Origin of the sequence: Gryllotalpicola ginsengisoli DSM 22003 (assembly GCF_000419445.1) — a bacterium.
In the GTDB taxonomy this organism is placed as follows: Bacteria; Actinomycetota; Actinomycetes; order Actinomycetales; family Microbacteriaceae; genus Gryllotalpicola; species Gryllotalpicola ginsengisoli.
Genome location: NZ_AULK01000001.1, coordinates 646,086 through 662,181, shown reverse-complemented (window position 1 = coordinate 662,181; position 16,096 = coordinate 646,086). Strand labels below are relative to the sequence as shown.

The 16,096-nt window shown below is 71.1% G+C and carries 15 protein-coding genes; 7 read left to right on the top strand and 8 right to left on the bottom strand.

The genetic code is table 11. From position 1 onward, the window contains the following. Positions 1–89: 89 nt before the first annotated feature. The 6 genes from H563_RS14725 to H563_RS0103215 form a co-directional block, all read right to left on the bottom strand. A complete protein-coding gene (locus H563_RS14725; RefSeq protein ID WP_022881179.1) occupies positions 90–1,799 on the bottom strand; it encodes a class I adenylate-forming enzyme family protein in 1,710 nt (569 codons plus the stop codon). Between the two features lie 35 nt (positions 1,800–1,834). Further along, on the bottom strand, positions 1,835–2,029 hold the full coding sequence (locus H563_RS0103235) for a CsbD family protein (RefSeq protein WP_022881178.1): 195 nt from the start codon (positions 2,027–2,029) through the stop codon (positions 1,835–1,837). A 120-nt stretch (positions 2,030–2,149) separates the two neighbouring features. Beyond that, positions 2,150–2,578: a hypothetical protein gene (locus H563_RS0103230; protein ID WP_022881177.1), complete on the bottom strand. Its 429-nt coding sequence runs from the start codon at positions 2,576–2,578 to the stop codon at positions 2,150–2,152. A 9-nt stretch (positions 2,579–2,587) separates the two neighbouring features. Continuing rightward, entirely contained in the window at positions 2,588–4,372 is a 1,785-nt protein-coding gene (locus H563_RS0103225) for a glycoside hydrolase family 15 protein (protein ID WP_022881176.1), read from the bottom strand. 14 nt (positions 4,373–4,386) lie between these two features. Beyond that, positions 4,387–4,815 carry a hypothetical protein gene (locus tag H563_RS0103220; protein ID WP_033209243.1) on the bottom strand — a complete coding sequence of 143 codons (429 nt, stop codon included), beginning with the start codon at positions 4,813–4,815 and terminating at the stop codon, positions 4,387–4,389. Positions 4,816–4,835: 20 nt separating this feature from the next. Further along, a complete protein-coding gene (locus tag H563_RS0103215) occupies positions 4,836–5,036 on the bottom strand; it encodes a hypothetical protein (protein WP_022881174.1) in 201 nt (66 codons plus the stop codon). Positions 5,037–5,159: 123 nt separating this feature from the next. On the opposite strand from H563_RS0103215, the gene otsA reads away from it, so the two are divergent. The 6 genes from otsA (at position 5,160) to ilvC (ending at position 12,603) form a co-directional block, all read left to right on the top strand. Next, on the top strand, positions 5,160–6,659 hold the full coding sequence (gene otsA / locus H563_RS0103210; RefSeq protein WP_022881173.1) for an alpha,alpha-trehalose-phosphate synthase (UDP-forming): 1,500 nt from the start codon (positions 5,160–5,162) through the stop codon (positions 6,657–6,659). Continuing rightward, positions 6,649–7,431, top strand: a complete 783-nt coding sequence (gene otsB, locus H563_RS14720; RefSeq protein WP_022881172.1) for a trehalose-phosphatase — start codon at positions 6,649–6,651, stop codon at positions 7,429–7,431. The genes otsA and otsB overlap by 11 nt, the downstream gene beginning before the upstream one ends. A gap of 9 nt (positions 7,432–7,440) precedes the next feature. Further along, positions 7,441–9,135, top strand: coding sequence for a dihydroxy-acid dehydratase (gene ilvD / locus H563_RS0103200; RefSeq protein WP_022881171.1), 1,695 nt, complete (start codon positions 7,441–7,443; stop codon positions 9,133–9,135). Between the two features lie 47 nt (positions 9,136–9,182). Continuing rightward, a complete protein-coding gene (locus tag H563_RS0103195; protein ID WP_027479042.1) occupies positions 9,183–10,997 on the top strand; it encodes an acetolactate synthase large subunit in 1,815 nt (604 codons plus the stop codon). A 2-nt stretch (positions 10,998–10,999) separates the two neighbouring features. Then, positions 11,000–11,509: an acetolactate synthase small subunit gene (gene ilvN, locus H563_RS0103190; protein ID WP_022881169.1), complete on the top strand. Its 510-nt coding sequence runs from the start codon at positions 11,000–11,002 to the stop codon at positions 11,507–11,509. Positions 11,510–11,574: 65 nt separating this feature from the next. Next, positions 11,575–12,603, top strand: coding sequence for a ketol-acid reductoisomerase (gene ilvC, locus H563_RS0103185; protein WP_022881168.1), 1,029 nt, complete (start codon positions 11,575–11,577; stop codon positions 12,601–12,603). Positions 12,604–12,799: 196 nt separating this feature from the next. Here ilvC and H563_RS14715 read toward each other — a convergent pair whose 3' ends face one another. Further along, positions 12,800–13,714: a hypothetical protein gene (locus H563_RS14715; protein WP_022881167.1), complete on the bottom strand. Its 915-nt coding sequence runs from the start codon at positions 13,712–13,714 to the stop codon at positions 12,800–12,802. 224 nt (positions 13,715–13,938) lie between these two features. Here H563_RS14715 and H563_RS0103175 point away from each other — a divergent pair, with 224 nt between their 5' ends. After that, positions 13,939–14,811: a hypothetical protein gene (locus tag H563_RS0103175; protein ID WP_022881166.1), complete on the top strand. Its 873-nt coding sequence runs from the start codon at positions 13,939–13,941 to the stop codon at positions 14,809–14,811. Here the strand turns inward: H563_RS0103175 and H563_RS17205 are convergent. Continuing rightward, the gene (locus H563_RS17205; RefSeq protein ID WP_022881165.1) at positions 14,783–16,012 is read right to left on the bottom strand and encodes a sensor histidine kinase; all 1,230 of its coding nucleotides are present in this window, start codon (positions 16,010–16,012) and stop codon (positions 14,783–14,785) included. The two genes, H563_RS0103175 and H563_RS17205, sit on opposite strands and share 29 nt — an antisense overlap. Positions 16,013–16,096 lie beyond the last annotated feature (84 nt).

The window sequence follows — 16,096 nt, the reverse complement described above, 5'->3', positions numbered from 1 at the left end:
GCGCGTCTCGAAGGGTGGTCCCTGAGGAGCGCCGGAGGCGCGTCTCGAAGGGTGGTCCCTGAGGAGCGCCGCAGGCGCGTCTCGAAGGGTCAGCCCCGCTTGCGGGGCGTGAGGAACCGCCCCTCGGCGGCATCCGTCTCGGTCTGCTTCTTCAGGATGAAATGCTGCTTCTTGCCGGTCGCGGTGTACGGCAGCTCGTCGACGAACGCGTAGCGCCGCGGCCGCTTGAAGTCGGCGAGCCCCGGATGCGCCCGGCAGTGCGCGTCGAGGTCGTCGGCCGCGGCCTGCGGATCCTCGAGCTGGCCGGGCTTGCGGCGCACATACGCGACCACCAGCTCGCCCCACTCCTCGTCCGCCAGGCCCGTCACGATCGAGTCGGCGACTCCCGGATGCTCGGCGAGGGCCTCCTCCACCTGCACGGGGTGCACGTTCTCGCCGCCGGAGATGAGCATGTCGTCCTTGCGCCCGACGATGGTCACGATCTCGTTCTCGTCCCAGGTGGCGAGATCGCCGGGGTACATCCACCCGTCGCGGAACTTCTCGGCGGTGCGCTCGGCGTCCGTGTAGGCATAGCCGGCCTTCACCGTGCGCATGATCACCTCACCGACAGTCTTGCCGTCCTTGGGCACGGTGTCGGACGGCTCGGCGAAGCGGTCCTCGTACACGTTCACGACGGCGACGTCGTCGTCGATGCAGGCGCGGCCGGCGCTGCCCGCGTGCTGCGGCAGGTCCTCGGGGCGCAGGAAGGTGTTCCAGAACGCCTCGGTCGTGCCGTAGCCGTTCATCAGCCGCGGGTTGAGGGTGCGCTGGTAGCGGATGGCGGCGGCCTTCTCGAGCGGCGCCCCCATGGTGACGATGCCGCGCAGCGAGGAGATGTCGCGCGGGCGCGCCTCCTGCTCGTCGGCGAGCCGCTCCAGGTTGGTGGGTGCGCCGATCACGTAGGTGAGCTTCGAGTTCTGCACCGCGTCCAGCACGACGGCCTCGTCGAAGCGGCGCAGGCAGACCACCTCCGCTCCGACGAAGAACGCGGGGTTGGGTCCGGCGCAGTACAGGCCGCCGCGGTGGAACCACGGCGACATGTTCATGGTCTTGTCGGTGGCGCCGAGCGGGAACGCCATGATCACGTCGTGCGCCGACAGCGTCTCGTTGAGCCCGGTCAGCGGCACGGCCTTCGGCATGCCGGTGGTGCCGCTCGTGTACAGCCGTGTGGTCTCGTCCCAGACGCTGCCGTCCGCGGGGGCGGTGAACGGCGGTGCGTCGGCCGCGAGCAGCTCTTCGAAGGGGATGGTGCCGGGCAGCAGCTCGCCGGTGCCGACGCCGGCGATGACGGCGGGCCGGTGCTCGGCGAGCTCGAGGGCCTTCGCGGTCTCCTGCGCCGACTCGCGCTCGTAGACGTACACGAGCGGCTCGGTGCGGTCGAGGATGAACGCGGTCTCACCGGGGGAGAGGCGGAAGTTCATCGGCGAACCGACCGCCCGCAGCCCCTGCGTGGCCGCGTAGAGGAACGCGAACTCGGGCCGGTTGGTCAGCTGGTAGGCGACGAAGTCGCCCACACCGACGCCGGCGCTCCGGAGCCCCTCGACGAGCCGCCCCGCGACCCTGCCGAGTTCGGCGTAGGTCCACGAGCGGCCCGTCTCGGGGTCCGAGAGCGCCGGACGGTTCGCGTATCGGTGGGTGTTGCGCTCGAAAGCGGTCGCCCAGGTGAAGTGGTGTTCGAAGACGCCGCGCAGCTGGCTGATGTCGTAGCCGGTGCCGTTCGCGGCGAGGTGCTGTGTCTCGGGTGACAGCGTCGTCGTCATAGCGCGAGTCTATGGCGACGCGGGCGGCGGGCCGCTCAGCGGTCGTCCGAGCCGGTGCCCTTGTCGAACGCCTCCTTCACCGAGTCGCCGGCCTGCTTCAGGTTGGCCTTGAGCTGGTCGGCGCGGCCCTCGTTCTCGAGCTTCTCGTCGTCGGTGACCTTGCCGGCCGTCTCCTTGCCCTTGCCCTGGGCCTCTTCGGCCGCGTGCTTGATCTTGTCGGACATCGACATGTCGCGTCCTCCTCTCGCGTTCCCGCGTTGATCGGTCGATCACGCGTCATCGACGCTACGAGCGGCGACGGATGCCTCGGAAGGGGGTTGACAGATGCGGCGGCGGCCGCCAGGAATGCCCTAGAAGCGCGGCTTCTCCGCGTATGCGGCGGCGGTGAGAGCCACGACGCTGGTCCACGCCATCAGCGTGACGGTGACCGCCTGCAGGATGACCTGCGCGATGGGCACGAGCGGCAGATCGGAGAACAGCACCCACAGCGCGGCGGCGATCAGGGGCAACACCCAGGCGAAGGTGCGGCGGGTGAACACGGCCACGGTGCCGACGAGCAGGGCGGCCACGGTGACCTGGAACAGCGGCAGACCCCAGCCGGGGTGGCTGGACCAGGTGGCCACGAGGCTCCACGCCCACACGAGGAACAGCAGGATGACCAGGACGGTGACGATCAGCGCACCGAGCGCCGCGGGGATGCGGGCGGCGAAGAAGCGGATGAGGGGGCTGTTCTGCTCGCCGTCTTCGTGGGTGACGGCCGGGATCGCGTGTTCGGTCACGTCGAGATCCTATCGGGTGACCCCGTCGGCGAGCGCGTTCACCGCGCGCACCAGCGCGAGGTGCGACAGCGCCTGCGGGGTGTTGCCCGCCTGGCGCCGCTCGGCCGGGGCGTACTCCTCGGAGAGCATGCCGACGTCGTTGGCGAGGGCGACCAGCCGGTCGAGCATCCGCTCGGCGTCGTCGCGTCGGCCGGAGCGCGCGTACTGCTCGGCGAGCCAGAACGAGCACGCGAGGAACGGGTTCTCGCCCGGCGGCAGGCCGTCCACCCCGGTCTCGGTGACGTAGCGGTGCACCAGCCCGTCATGCAGCAGTTCGCGCTCGATGCGGGCGACGGTCGCGAGCATCCGCGGGTCGTCGGGTTCGCAGAACCCGATCTGCGGCAGTTGCAGCAGCGCGGCGTCCACGTGCGATGCCCCGGCGTACTGCACGAAGGCTCCGTCGGAGGGGTCGACGTGGCGCGCGTCGATCTCGGCGCGGATGCGGTCGCGCAGCTCGCGCCACCGCTGCGCCGGGCCCTTCAGCCCGTACCGCTCGACGGCGCGCACGCCGCGGTCGAACGCCGCCCAGCACATCGCGCGCGAGTGGGTGAACTCGCGCGGCGTGCCGCGGATCTCCCAGATGCCCTCGTCGGGCCGATCCCACACCTTCTCGAGGTGCGCCAGCAGCGCCCGCTGCAGCCCCCAGGACACCTCGGACTCCTCGGTGCCCGCCTGCCGGGCCGAGTCGAGGGCGAGCAGCACCTCGCCGATGACGTCGGCCTGGAACTGCTCGCTGGCCGCGTTGCCGACCCGCACCGGCCGCGCCCCCTGGTAGCCGGGCAGGTGCGGCAGCTCCCGCTCGGGCAGATACCGCTCGCCGCCGAGCCCGTACATGATCTGCACGTCGGCCGGATCGCCGGCGACCGCCCGCAGCAGCCACTGCCGCCACCGCTCGACCTCGTCCTCGAAGCCGTGCCGGGTGAGCACGTCGATCGTCAGCGACGCGTCCCGCAGCCAGACGAAGCGGTAATCCCAGTTGCGCGGGCCCCCGAACTGCTCGGGCAGCGAGGTGGTCGCGGCGGCCGTGATGCCGCCCGTGTGCTCGTGGGTGAGGGCCCGCAGCACGAGCAGCGAGCGCTGCACGATCGGCTCGAAGCGGCTCTCCACCGGGTTGCGGTAGTGGCCGAGCCACTCCCGCCACCAGTCGCGGGTGCGCTCGAGCTGCGCGTCGACGTCGACGGCGGGCGGCGGCTCGCGGTGCGAGGGGTACCAGACCAGCGAGATGTCGACCGTCTCGCCCGCGGCCACGGTGAACACCCCGGAGTGCCGGCGGTCCGAGCCGGTCAGCGCCGGCCCGCGCACGATGACCGCGTTGGGTCCGGCGACGGCCACGAGCTCCGGCGGGTCCGCCTCGCGGTTCTGCGACATCCACGGCACGGTGGCGCCGTAGTCGAAGCGCAGGCGCAGCTCCTGGTGCAGCTCGACGCTGCCGGTCAGGCCCCGCACCCGCCGCACGAACTCGGCGCGGTGGTCGCCGACGGGCATGCAGTCGATCACCTCGACCTCGCCGGTCGGGGTCGTCCAGTGCGTCACCAGGGTGAAACCGGCGCCGTCGTAGCGGCGCTCGCTGGAGGCATCCGTCGACGTCGGCGCCAGCAGCCAGCGCCCGTTCTCCTCGCTGCCGAGCAGCGCGGAGAACACGCTGGGGGAGTCGAAGCGGGGCAGACAGAGCCAGTCGATGCTTCCGTCGCGTCCCACCAGGGCGCCGCTGAAGCAGTCGCCAACCAGGGCATAGTCCTCGATCGCCAGGGGCATGGCGCGAGACTAGATCACGCGGCTTTGTCGTCGCCGTCGGCGATCGCGACCGGGCCGGTCACGGGTCGCTTCAGGTCGGCCCAGCGGGTGATCGGCGCCGGCTCCCAGCGCAGGGCGGCCGGTTCGTCATCGGATGCCTCGGGCGCCGGCCTGGGCGAGGCCTTCGGCACGCGCAGTGCGGCGCGGGCACCCTCCTCGGTGTGCAGCGCCTCGCGCGCGGCGGCGACCCCCGAGGTCACGGCCGAGGCGAGGGAGTGCACGAACACGTCGTGGAAGAGCCGGTCGGCCTGCTCGCCGCTGCGGGGGACCACCGTCCAGTCGCCGTCGCTTCCGAACATGGCGTCGACCCGCGCGTGCACGGCCGCGAAGATCACCTCATCGGTGAGCTGCGGCACCGTCGGCGCCGCGACCACCGGGGCGGCATGCTTCCTACGACCGAACATGCCCCGATTTTCGCAAGCGGTCAGGGATTGCTCTGCCCGACACGCCGCGCGGACTCCTCGCGGACCGTCGCGACGGCGAGGGCGAGGCCGCCGGCCCACGCGAGCCAGAGCACCCAGTTGCGCTGGCCGAGCGGCGGACGGCGGGTGGCTTTGATGACGGGCACCACCGCGAGCGCGGACCCGACCAGCCGAGGGCTCAGCACGTACTTGCGAACGCTCATGACCCCACGGTAACCCCGGCCGGGCCGCGGCGGACCGGCTGGGGCACCCTCGCGGCCTGCTGATAGCCTGCGAAGACGGTACGGAGGTGTCTCATTCCCGGAGAGAACGAGCAGTACGAGTTGGTGATCGTGTCGAACCGCCTGCCGGTCGACCACGTCTCGGGCGAGGGGGAGGACGCCGTGTGGCGCACCTCGCCGGGCGGCCTCGTCGCCGCGCTCGAGCCGGTGATGCGCGCCCGCGACGGCGTGTGGATCGGCTGGCCGGGAATGGCCGACAAGAAGGTCGACCCCTTCGTCGCCGACGGGATCGACCTGATCCCCGTGCCGCTGTCGGCCAAGGAGGTCGAGGAGTACTACGAGGGCTTCAGCAACGACACCCTGTGGCCCCTGTACCACGACGTGATCTCCCCGCCCAGCTACCACCGGGAGTGGTGGGACGCCTACCAGCGCGTCAACCGCCGCTTCGCCGATGCCGCGCTCGCCGTGGCCGCCCCGAACGCGATCGTGTGGGTGCACGACTACCAGCTGCAGCTCGTGCCGAAGATGCTCCGCGACGCGCGCCCCGACCTGATCATCGGGTTCTTCAACCACATCCCGTTCCCGCCCTACGGCATCTACTCCCAGCTGCCCTGGCGCCGCCAGATCGTCGACGGGCTGCTCGGCAGCGACGTGATCGGCTTCCAGCGCGTGGCCGACGCCGGCAACTTCGCCCGGGCGGTGCGGCGCCTGTACAACTACGAGACGCGCGGCAACCTCATCTCGGTGCCGATCGACGAGTCGGCCGAGAAGCACGGCCAGCGCCATACCGCCGTCGGCCGCCGCGGGCATCCGGTCAGAACCGTGCTCGCCCGGCCGTTCCCGATCTCGATCGACGCGAGCATGTTCCAGCAGCTCGCGCACGACCCGGGCATCCAGGCCCGCGCGCGGGAGATCCGCGAGGAGCTCGGCAACCCGGGCACGGTGATGCTCGGCGTCGACCGGCTCGACTACACCAAGGGCATCCGGCACCGCATGAAGGCGTTCGGCGAGCTGCTCGCCGAGGGCACCGTGACCAGCGAGGACGTCTGCCTGGTGCAGGTCGCGAGCCCCAGCCGGGAGCGCGTCGAGGCGTACGCCCAGCTGCGCGACGAGGTGGAGATCACGGTCAGCCGCATCAACGGCGACTTCTCCCAGCTCGGCCACCCCGCCATCCACTACCTGCACCAGGGCTACCCGCGCGAGGAGATGGTCGCCCTGTACCTCGCCGCCGACGTCATGCTCGTCACGGCGCTGCGCGACGGCATGAACCTCGTCGCGAAGGAGTACGTGGCCAGCCGCATCGACCAGGACGGCGTGCTCGTGCTCTCCGAGTTCGCGGGCGCCTCCGACGAGCTGCGCCAGGCGCTGCTGGTGAACCCGCACGACATCGACGGGCTGAAGGGGGCGATGCTGCACGCGATCCGCATGCCGAAGCGAGATCGGATGCGCCGCATGCGCGCCATGCGCAAGCGGGTGCTCACCCACGACGTGCAGCGCTGGAGCGCCACCTTCCTCGACGCGCTCGTGCGCGAGGACCACAGTGACCCGGCCAACAACCTCGACATCCCGAAGCGGGTCATGCCCGCCGGCAGCTATGGCGAGTGAGCTGGAGCGCGTCGCGCAGGCCCCCGACCTGCTCGTCGCGCTGGACTTCGACGGCACCGTGAGCCCGCTGGTCGACGACCCTGCCGAGTCGCGCCTCGTGCCCGCGGCCGCCGCCGCGATCGCCCGGCTGCGCGCGCTGCCGCGCACCTGGGTGGCGTTCGTCTCGGGCCGGCCGCTCGCCTCGCTGGCGCGGGTCACCGGGGCCGACGACGACGCCCTGCTGATCGGCTCGCACGGGGTCGAGGTGCGCATCGGCGGCGCGATCGCCGACCTCGGCCTGTCGGCCGAGGAGCGCGGCCGGCTCGTGGCGCTGGAGAGCAAGCTCGCCCCGATCGTCGCCGGAGTGCCCGAGGCGTACCTGGAGCACAAGCCGGTCGGCTTCGGCGTGCACACCCGGCGAGTGCGGGACAAGTCGCTCGTGCCGGGCCTGCACGCGGCGGCCCGGACCGCCGCGGCCGACGTCGGCGGATTCACCGAGCGCGACGGCAAGGACATCCTCGAGTTCTCGGTGCGCGACGTGACGAAGGGCGACGGGGTGCGCGCCCTGCGCGAGCTGCTCGGCGACGAGGCGCAGGGCGACGTCACGGTCGTCTACGCCGGCGACGACGTCACCGACGAGGACGCGTTCGCGGTGCTCGGGCCCGGAGACCTGGGCGTGAAGGTGGGGCCGGGCGAGACCCGGGCGGCCGAGCGGGTGGCCGATGTGCCGGCGTTCGCCGAGTGGCTGACGCGGCTCGCGGATGCGCGCGAAGCATCCGTATCTGCTGACTAAGCTCGTTTCATGTCTGAAATCGACGTGAAACCTCGCAGTCGCATCGTCACCGACGGCATCGAGGCCACCACCAGCCGCGGCATGCTGCGCGCGGTGGGCATGGGCGACGCGGACTGGGACAAGCCGCAGATCGGCATCGCCAGCTCGTGGAACGAGATCACGCCGTGCAACCTCTCGCTCGACCGGCTCGCGCAGGCCGCCAAGGAGGGCGTGCACTCGGGCGGCGGCTATCCGCTGCAGTTCGGCACCATCTCCGTCTCCGACGGCATCTCGATGGGGCACGAGGGCATGCACTTCTCGCTCGTGTCGCGCGAGGTCATCGCCGACAGCGTCGAGACCGTGATGAACGCCGAACGGCTCGACGGCTCGGTGCTGCTCGCCGGCTGCGACAAGTCGATCCCGGGCATGCTGATGGCCGCGGCGCGGCTCGGGCTCTCCTCGGTGTTCCTGTACGCCGGGTCGATCGCGCCCGGCTGGGTGAAGCTCTCCGACGGCACCGAGAAGGAGATCACCATCATCGACTCGTTCGAGGCCGTCGGCGCCTGCAAGGCCGGGCTGATGAGCGAGGAGGACGCGAAGCGCATCGAGTGCTCCTTCGCCCCGGGAGAGGGCGCCTGCGGCGGCATGTACACCGCCAACACGATGGCGTCGGTCGCCGAGGCGCTCGGGCTGTCCATCCCGGGTTCCGCGTCGCCGCCGTCGGCCGACCGCCGCCGCGACTACTTCGCGCACCGCTCGGGGGAGGCCGTCGTGGAGATGCTGCGGCGCGGCATCACCGTGCGCGACATCCTGACCAAGGACGCGTTCGAGAACGCCATCGCCGTCGCCATGGCGCTGGGCGGCTCGACCAACGTCGTGCTGCACCTGCTCGCGATCGCGAAGGAGGCCGACGTCGACCTCACCCTCGACGACTTCAACCGCATCGGCTCGCGCGTGCCGCACATCGGCGACCTGAAGCCGTTCGGCAAGTACGTCATGAACGACGTCGACCGCCGCGGCGGCATCCCCGTCGTGATGAAGGCGCTGCTGGAGGCGGGGCTGCTGCACGGCGACGCCCTCACCGTCACCGGCAAGACCGTCGCCGAGAACCTCGCCGACATCGACCCGCCCGCCCTCGACGGCGACGTGCTGCACACCCTCGAGGACCCGATCCACCCCACCGGCGGGCTCACGATCCTGAAAGGTTCGCTGGCGCCGGAGGGCGCGGTGGTGAAGACCGCCGGCTTCGACGCCGAGGTGTTCGAGGGGCCGGCGCGCGTGTTCGAGCGCGAGCGCGAGGCCATGGACGCGCTCACCGAGGGGCGCATCCACCACGGCGACGTCGTGATCATCCGCTACGAGGGCCCCAAGGGCGGCCCGGGCATGCGCGAGATGCTGGCGATCACCGCCGCCATCAAGGGCGCGGGCCTCGGCAAGGATGTACTACTGTTGACGGACGGTCGATTCTCAGGCGGCACAACCGGCCTGTGCATCGGCCACATAGCTCCCGAAGCGGTCGACGCCGGTCCGATCGCCTTCGTGCGCGACGGCGACCTGATTCGGGTCGACATCGCCGCCCGCTCCCTCGACCTGATCGTCGACGAGGCGGAGCTGGAAGCCCGCCGTTCCGGCTGGCAGCCGCTTCCCCCGCGCTATACCCGTGGCGTTCTCGCGAAGTACTCCAAGCTCGTGCGCTCTGCCGCTCAGGGCGCCGTGACCTGGTGACGCACGTCTTCACCTGATCCTCACGCACCAAAGGGAGCCTCATACCCATGACCACGGATCCGAGGCCCGTGCCCGCGCCGCGCCCCGTGCCGGCGCCGCCCGCCTCCGCCCGCCGTCCCGAGCGGATCACCGGTTCCGCCGCGATCCTGCGCACCCTCGAGATGCTCGGCGTCACCGACGTGTTCGGCCTGCCCGGCGGCGCCGTCATCCCGCTCTACGACGAGCTCATGGCGCAGTCCGCCGTGCGGCACATCCTCGTGCGGCACGAGCAGGGCGCCGGCCACGCCGCCGAGGGCTACGCCGCGGCATCCGGCAAGGTGGGCGTCGCCGTCGCCACCAGCGGGCCGGGCGCCACCAACCTCGTCACCGCGATCGCCGACGCCTACATGGACTCGGTGCCGCTGCTGGCGATCACCGGCCAGGTCTTCTCCACCCTGATGGGCACGGATGCCTTCCAGGAGGCGGACATCGTGGGCATCACCATGCCCGTGACCAAGCACTCGTTCCTGGTCAAGACCGCCGAGGAGATCCCGAGCGCGATCGCCGCGGCGTACCACATCGCCTCCACCGGCCGCCCCGGCCCCGTGCTCGTGGACATCACGAAGGACGCCCAGCAGAACACCCTCGAGTTCTCCTGGCCGCCCGCGGTGGAGCTGCCCGGCTACCGCCCGGTCACCCGTGCGCACGGCAAGCAGGTCCAGGCCGCCGCGCAGCTGCTGGCCGAGGCGAAGCGGCCGGTACTCTACGTCGGCGGCGGCGTGATCCGGGCCAAGGCGTCGCAGGCGCTGTTCCAGCTCGCCGAGGCCACGGGCGCGCCCGTCGTCACGACGCTGATGGCGCGCGGCGCGTTCCCCGACTCGCATCCGCACCACCTCGGCATGCCGGGGATGCACGGCTCCGTTCCGGCGGTGCTGGCGTTGCAGGAATCCGATCTCATCGTCGCCCTCGGCGCGCGCTTCGACGACCGCGTCACCGGCAAGGTGAGCGAGTTCGCCCCCGACGCCAAGGTCGTGCACGTCGACGTCGACCCGGCCGAGATCTCGAAGATCCGCGTCGCCGACGTGCCCATCGTCGGCGACCTCGCCGAGGTGCTGCCCGACCTGACCGCCGCGTACCGGGAGGCGGCGGCGCAGGCCGCTCCCGAGCTGTCGGACTGGTGGACGCGGCTGGGCGGCCTGCGCCACGAGTTCCCGCTCGGCTTCGCTCCCACCAGCGACGGGCTGCTGGCCCCGCAGCAGGTGATCCGGCGCATCGGCGAGCTCACCGGCCCCGACGGCGTCTACGTCGCCGGCGTCGGCCAGCACCAGATGTGGGCGGCGCAGTTCATCTCCTACGAGCGCCCGAACTCGTGGCTCAACTCGGGCGGCGCGGGCACGATGGGCTATTCGGTGCCGGCCGCGATGGGCGCCAAGGTCGCCGAGCCCGACCGCGTGGTGTGGTCGATCGACGGCGACGGATGCTTCCAGATGACCAATCAGGAGCTCGCGACCTGCGTCATCAACGACATCCCGATCAAGGTGGCGATCATCAACAACTCCTCCCTCGGCATGGTCAAGCAGTGGCAGGCGCTGTTCTACGAGGGCCGCTTCTCGCAGACCGAGCTGCACACCGGCGCCGGCAGCAAGCAGGTGCCCGACTTCGTCAAGCTCGCGGAGGCGTACGGCGCGCTCGGCATCCGGGTCACGAAGGAGGAGGAGGTCGACGACGCGATCCGGCTCGCGCTCGAGACGAACGACCGGCCGGTCGTGATCGACTTCGTCGTCAGCTCCGACGCGATGGTGTGGCCGATGGTGCCGCAGGGCGTCAGCAACAGCTACGTGCAGTACGCCCGCGACCACAGCCCGGCCTGGGGGGAGGAGTAGCCATGAGCACTCACGTTCTCTCCCTCCTCGTCGAGGACAAGCCGGGTCTGCTGACCCGCGTCGCCGGCCTGTTCGCGCGGCGCGGCTTCAACATCGAATCGCTCGCCGTCGGCAAGACCGAGGTCGAGGGCCTCTCCCGCATCACGGTCGTCGTCGACGTCGAGGACCTGCCGCTCGAGCAGGTCACCAAGCAGCTCAACAAGCTGATCAACGTGATCAAGATCGTCGAGCTGGAGCCGTCGCAGTCGGTGCAGCGCGAACACCTGCTGATCAAGGTGCGGGTCGACAACCAGACCCGCTCGCAGGTGCTCGAGGCGGTCAACCTGTTCCGCGCCCGCGTCGTCGACGTCGCCACCGACTCGCTCGTGATCGAGGTCACCGGCGACTCGGGCAAGACCGGCGCGCTGCTGCGCGTGCTCGAGCCGTTCGGCATCCGCGAGCTCGCGCAGTCGGGCCTGCTGGCCATCGGCCGCGGCTCCAAGTCGGTCACCGACCGCGTGCTCAAGTCCTGACCACCCTTACGCGGGTCGACTCACGCGCAGCGTGAATGGAGACCCCCAACAGAAGAAGGCAAGCAATGGCAGAGATCTATTACGACAACGACGCCGACCTGAGCATCATCCAGGGCAAGAAGGTCGCGGTCATCGGCTACGGCTCGCAGGGCCACGCCCACGCGCAGAACCTGCGCGACTCGGGCGTCGAGGTCGTCATCGGCCTCAAGGAGGGTTCGAAGTCGGTGCAGAAGGCGACCGAGGCCGGGTTCGAGGTGAAGAGCAACGCGGATGCCGCGGCCTGGGCCGATGTGATCGTGATCCTCGCCCCCGACCAGGTGCAGCGGCATCTGTACGCCGACGACATCGCGCCCCAGCTGACCGAGGGCAAGGCGCTGCTGTTCGGGCACGGTTTCAACATCCGCTTCGGGTACATCCAGGCGCCCGAGGGCGTCGACGTCGTCATGGTCGCGCCCAAGGGCCCGGGCCACACCGTGCGCCGCGAGTATGTGGCAGGTCGCGGCGTGCCCGTGATCGTCGCCGTCGAGAAGGACGCCAGCGGCTCCGCCTGGCCGCTCGCCCTCTCGTACGCGGCGGCGATCGGCGGCCTGCGCGCCGGCGGCATCAAGACCACCTTCACCGAGGAGACCGAGACCGATCTGTTCGGCGAGCAGACCGTGCTCTGCGGCGGGGTGTCGCACCTCGTGCAGTACGGCTTCGAGACCCTCACCGAGGCGGGCTACCAGCCCGAGATCGCCTACTTCGAGGTGCTGCACGAGCTCAAGCTCATCGTCGACCTGATGTGGGAGGGCGGCATCGCCAAGCAGCGCTGGTCGGTCTCCGACACGGCGGAGTACGGCGACTACGTCTCCGGTCCGCGCGTCATCGACCCCGCGGTGAAGGAGCACATGCAGGAGGTGCTCGCCGACATCCGCAGCGGCGCCTTCGCCGAGCGGTTCATCGCCGACCAGGACGCCGGCGCCCCGGAGTTCCTGCGTCTGCGGGCCGAGGGCGAGCAGCATCCGATCGAGAAGACGGGTCGCGAGCTACGCGCCCTGTTCGCCTGGAACTCGAACACCGACGACGACTACATCGACGGCAGCGTCGCACGCTGACATCGACGTAGTCGTAGACGGCTCTGCTCGTCCGGTGCGCCGGTCCTCGCCCGGCGCACCTGTCGACGGCAGCGTCGCACGCTGACGTCGGCGTAGTCGTAGACGGCTCTGCTCGTAGTGCGCGGATGCGCACGCCGAGGCGACCCGTGATGGCCGTCAGCGCGTTCTGAACCCCATCACGGGTCGCCTCGGCAGGTCAGCCGCGCCATCCGCGCGAGACCAGGGCGGCGCGCACCATGCGACCGACGTCGGCGGCACTGTGGTGCTTGCGCACCCGCACGATCGTCCAGCCGAGGATGGAGAGCCGGTTGAACCGGTCGACGTCGATCAGGGAGCGCGCGTCCCGGTGCCATCGTTCGCCCTCGTACTCGATCAGCACCTTGTGCTGCGGGTAGACCAGGTCGCCGATGGCGACGAGCCTGCCGGAGCGGTCATAGATGCGCCGGTTTCGTTCGGGCTCGGGCAAGCCTGCGCGGAGGAGCACGAGACGGGTCCACGTCTCCTTCGGCGACCACACGTTCTCGCGCAGTTGGGGCAGGGCCTCGCGCAGGGCGCGGGCCCCTCGCCCGGAGCCGTGGGCGGCGACGGCGGCCTCGAGATGGTGCCGGGTCGTCAGCAGGAACGGTTTCTCCGACAGCATCCGATCACCCGCGGCGATCAATTCGTCGACCGTCAGCATCGGCGCCAACTCGCACCACAGTTCCGCGGGAACGCGCACCCGGTAGCCGAAGAATCGGCTCGTCTCCGCGTCGGGCGCGCAGTGGCCGTGCACGTCGCGGCCGCGGGGACGCGACCCCGGTGTGCGCGAGGTGACGTGCACCTCCGGCAGCTCGAGGCGGAGGGGCACCGGCACGCCGAGGATGCGGGCCGCGGTGACGTGGCTGAAGAACCAGCCGGGCGGCATCTTCGCGCTGTACGCCTTGCACAACAGCTCGAACTTGCCCGCGTCGTCGGCTGCGTCGAACACGTGCCGGGGGATGCGCACCGCCCGCAACGGGGCGGTCAGGTCGGCGGCCTGTAGGCGACCGCGGGCGATCCCGAAGGCATCGGCGTCCGCGACGGTGAACGGGGCGGCGGTCAGCGGTTCCGGTAGGGGGCGGGGTGTCTTCATAGCCGGCTACCTTGAACCGCTCGCGCGCCGGCGTTCCCCGACGGCGTGGGCAGTTGTGGCGAATCGGCCGCGACGTGTCTCTGTGCGGGGAGAGTGCACCCTGATTAGCTCCCTCGAGGCGACCCGGGAAGGCGTTATCCCGTGGCAAAGCACCATCAGGGGTCGGCTCGGGAGAGCGCGCGGCGACGTCGCGCGAGCGGGGGACCGCACGCTAGAAATGAGGCGTGACGGGCAGCGTGCGGGGGGACGGCGGCACTGACCGGGTGACGGATGCGCCGCCGGGCGGTTTCCGGCACCTCTTCGCCGTCGCGCGGGGCTGGCTCGGGCATCCGTCGCTCGCTGCGCGATGGTGGGTGCTCGCGGTCGCCACGGTCGGCGGCTGGGTCGCCGTCGCGCTGTGGCTGCCGACGCAGCACGGTCGCTTCGAGGGCGAGGAGAACCTCTGGCCGGTGGTGATCACGTGCGCGCTCGTCGGCTGCGCGCAGGCCTTCGCCCAGTTCGGCGGCGATGGCACCGTCGACCGTCGCGGCAAGAAGCACGACGCCCTGCTGCGCTGGTGGCAGGTCGCGCTCGTCATCGTGCTGCACATCGTGGTCACCAGCGTGATGGCCGCGTCGATCGTGCCGCCGGTCACCGCCGACAGCCGCAGCGACGCCGCGCTCGATGTGCTCCTCCTCGGCTTCTTCGCCTGGGCCCTCGGGCCGCTCATCGTGTTGCTGGCCGTGGTGGTGTTCATCGCGGAGATCGCCTTCACCGAGGGCGGCTTCACCGACCTGCAGAAGGCGTACCGGATGCCGCCCGGCCTGCCGCGCGCCCGGCTCGTCTCCAACGGCATCGCCCTGTTCGGTCTGGCGGTGGCGTTCGTCGCGCTGATCGTCGCGATCCCGTGGCTGGGCGTCTCCGGCGGTGGACGCGGCGCCGCGATCGCCGCGATCGTGATCCTGCTGCTGCAGTCGCTGCACGTGATTCCGGCACCGCCCGGCGTGTGGCCGGCGGTCGACCGCATCGCCTACCTGGTCGGCATCGTCGCCGCACTGCAGGCGGTGGTGTTCGCCCTGTGGCGGAAGCTCACCGGCCGCGCGGCAGACGCACCGTGAACACCGTGCCGCGCCCGAGCTCGCTGTCGATGTGCAGCGTTCCCCCATGCGCGGCCACGATGCTGCGCACCACGGTGAGCCCCAGGCCGATGCCGGGGATCGCGTGCGAGGTGGCGCTCGAGGCGCGGTAGAACCGCTCGCTCAGGTGCTCGAGCTCCTCGCGGGCGATGCCGATGCCGCTGTCCCGCACGCTGAGTTCGACGGCGTCCTCGTCCGCCCCGGTCGCGACGGTGACCGTGCCGCCCGCCGGGGTGAACTTGATCGCGTTCGAGATCAGGTTGTCGACGGCCTGGCCGAGACGCTCGGGGTCGGCGACGAGGGCGACGGATGCCGCGAGCTCGGTGCGCACTTGCACCCCCGCCTCCTCGGCCATCGGCCCGGCCGACTCGACCGCCTGCCCGACCACGTCGTTCAGGTCGATCTCCCGCTCGTCGAGACGGAACGCCCCCGCGCCCGCCTGCGCCGTGAACAGCAGGTCGCCGACGAGGTGCTGCAGCCGCTTGGCGTTCCGCTCCGCGACGTCGATGTAGCCGCGCTGCGCCTCCGTCAGCGGGTCGGGGGCGACGCGCAGCAGTTCGAGGTATCCGAGCACGCTGGTCAGCGGGTTGCGCAGCTCGTGCGAGACGAGCCCGAGGAACTCGTCCTTCACCCGCTCCCTCTCCTCGGCGGCCTCCCGCAGCCGGCGGGCCACCTCGTTGATGATCACGGCGGCGACGATGTACACGAACGGGGTGAGGAAGTCGCGGGCGATCGCCCACAGCGGCATCGCGTCGCCGCCCAGGTACTCGGGCACGAGCAGCGCGAAGCAGGTGCCGATGCCGGCGATCAGCGGATTCCACGCGCCGGGCTCCGACGCGACCCAGATCACCGGGATGATCAGCAGGGCCCCGAAGGGCGAATCCCCGCCCCCGGTGGCGAGCCGCAAGAGGGCGATCGCGACGAACGTCGCGCAGGGGATCAGGATCGACCAGCGCACGTCGAGCCGGTGCCAGGGCAGCAGCAGCGCCGCGGCGGTGGCGAGGGCCTCGAGCACGAGCGACCACGCCAGCGCGGGCTCCGACGCCACCGGCATCCGTGTGCAGGCGAGCACGACGAGCGCCGCCGCGAAGGTGACCACCGTCGGAATGTGCTTGACCCACGGCGTGAGCCGCCCCTCCGTCAGGCGGCGGAAGAGGGCGACGAACCATGAGGCGTCGGTCATCGCTCCATTCGTACACGATGGGCGCTCCCGGCCACGGCCGACGCGGCGGTTCAGGGCGATTGTTTCGGCCCGGTAAAGTCGAGG

What these genes read in the sequence shown, in the direction of transcription:
- otsB (WP_022881172.1), top strand. Translation starts at nt 6,649, where the DNA reads ATGGCGAGTGAGCTGGAGCGCGTCGCGCAGGCCCCCGACCTGCTCGTC.
- H563_RS0103215 (WP_022881174.1), bottom strand. Translation starts at nt 5,036, where the DNA reads ATGAGCGTTCGCAAGTACGTGCTGAGCCCTCGGCTGGTCGGGTCCGCG.
- H563_RS14715 (WP_022881167.1), bottom strand. Translation starts at nt 13,714, where the DNA reads ATGAAGACACCCCGCCCCCTACCGGAACCGCTGACCGCCGCCCCGTTC.
- H563_RS0103225 (WP_022881176.1), bottom strand. Translation starts at nt 4,372, where the DNA reads ATGCCCCTGGCGATCGAGGACTATGCCCTGGTTGGCGACTGCTTCAGC.
- H563_RS0103220 (WP_033209243.1), bottom strand. Translation starts at nt 4,815, where the DNA reads ATGTTCGGTCGTAGGAAGCATGCCGCCCCGGTGGTCGCGGCGCCGACG.
- ilvD (WP_022881171.1), top strand. Translation starts at nt 7,441, where the DNA reads ATGTCTGAAATCGACGTGAAACCTCGCAGTCGCATCGTCACCGACGGC.
- H563_RS0103195 (WP_027479042.1), top strand. Translation starts at nt 9,183, where the DNA reads ATGACCACGGATCCGAGGCCCGTGCCCGCGCCGCGCCCCGTGCCGGCG.
- H563_RS17205 (WP_022881165.1), bottom strand. Translation starts at nt 16,012, where the DNA reads ATGACCGACGCCTCATGGTTCGTCGCCCTCTTCCGCCGCCTGACGGAG.
- ilvN (WP_022881169.1), top strand. Translation starts at nt 11,000, where the DNA reads ATGAGCACTCACGTTCTCTCCCTCCTCGTCGAGGACAAGCCGGGTCTG.
- ilvC (WP_022881168.1), top strand. Translation starts at nt 11,575, where the DNA reads ATGGCAGAGATCTATTACGACAACGACGCCGACCTGAGCATCATCCAG.
- H563_RS14725 (WP_022881179.1), bottom strand. Translation starts at nt 1,799, where the DNA reads ATGACGACGACGCTGTCACCCGAGACACAGCACCTCGCCGCGAACGGC.
- H563_RS0103235 (WP_022881178.1), bottom strand. Translation starts at nt 2,029, where the DNA reads ATGTCGATGTCCGACAAGATCAAGCACGCGGCCGAAGAGGCCCAGGGC.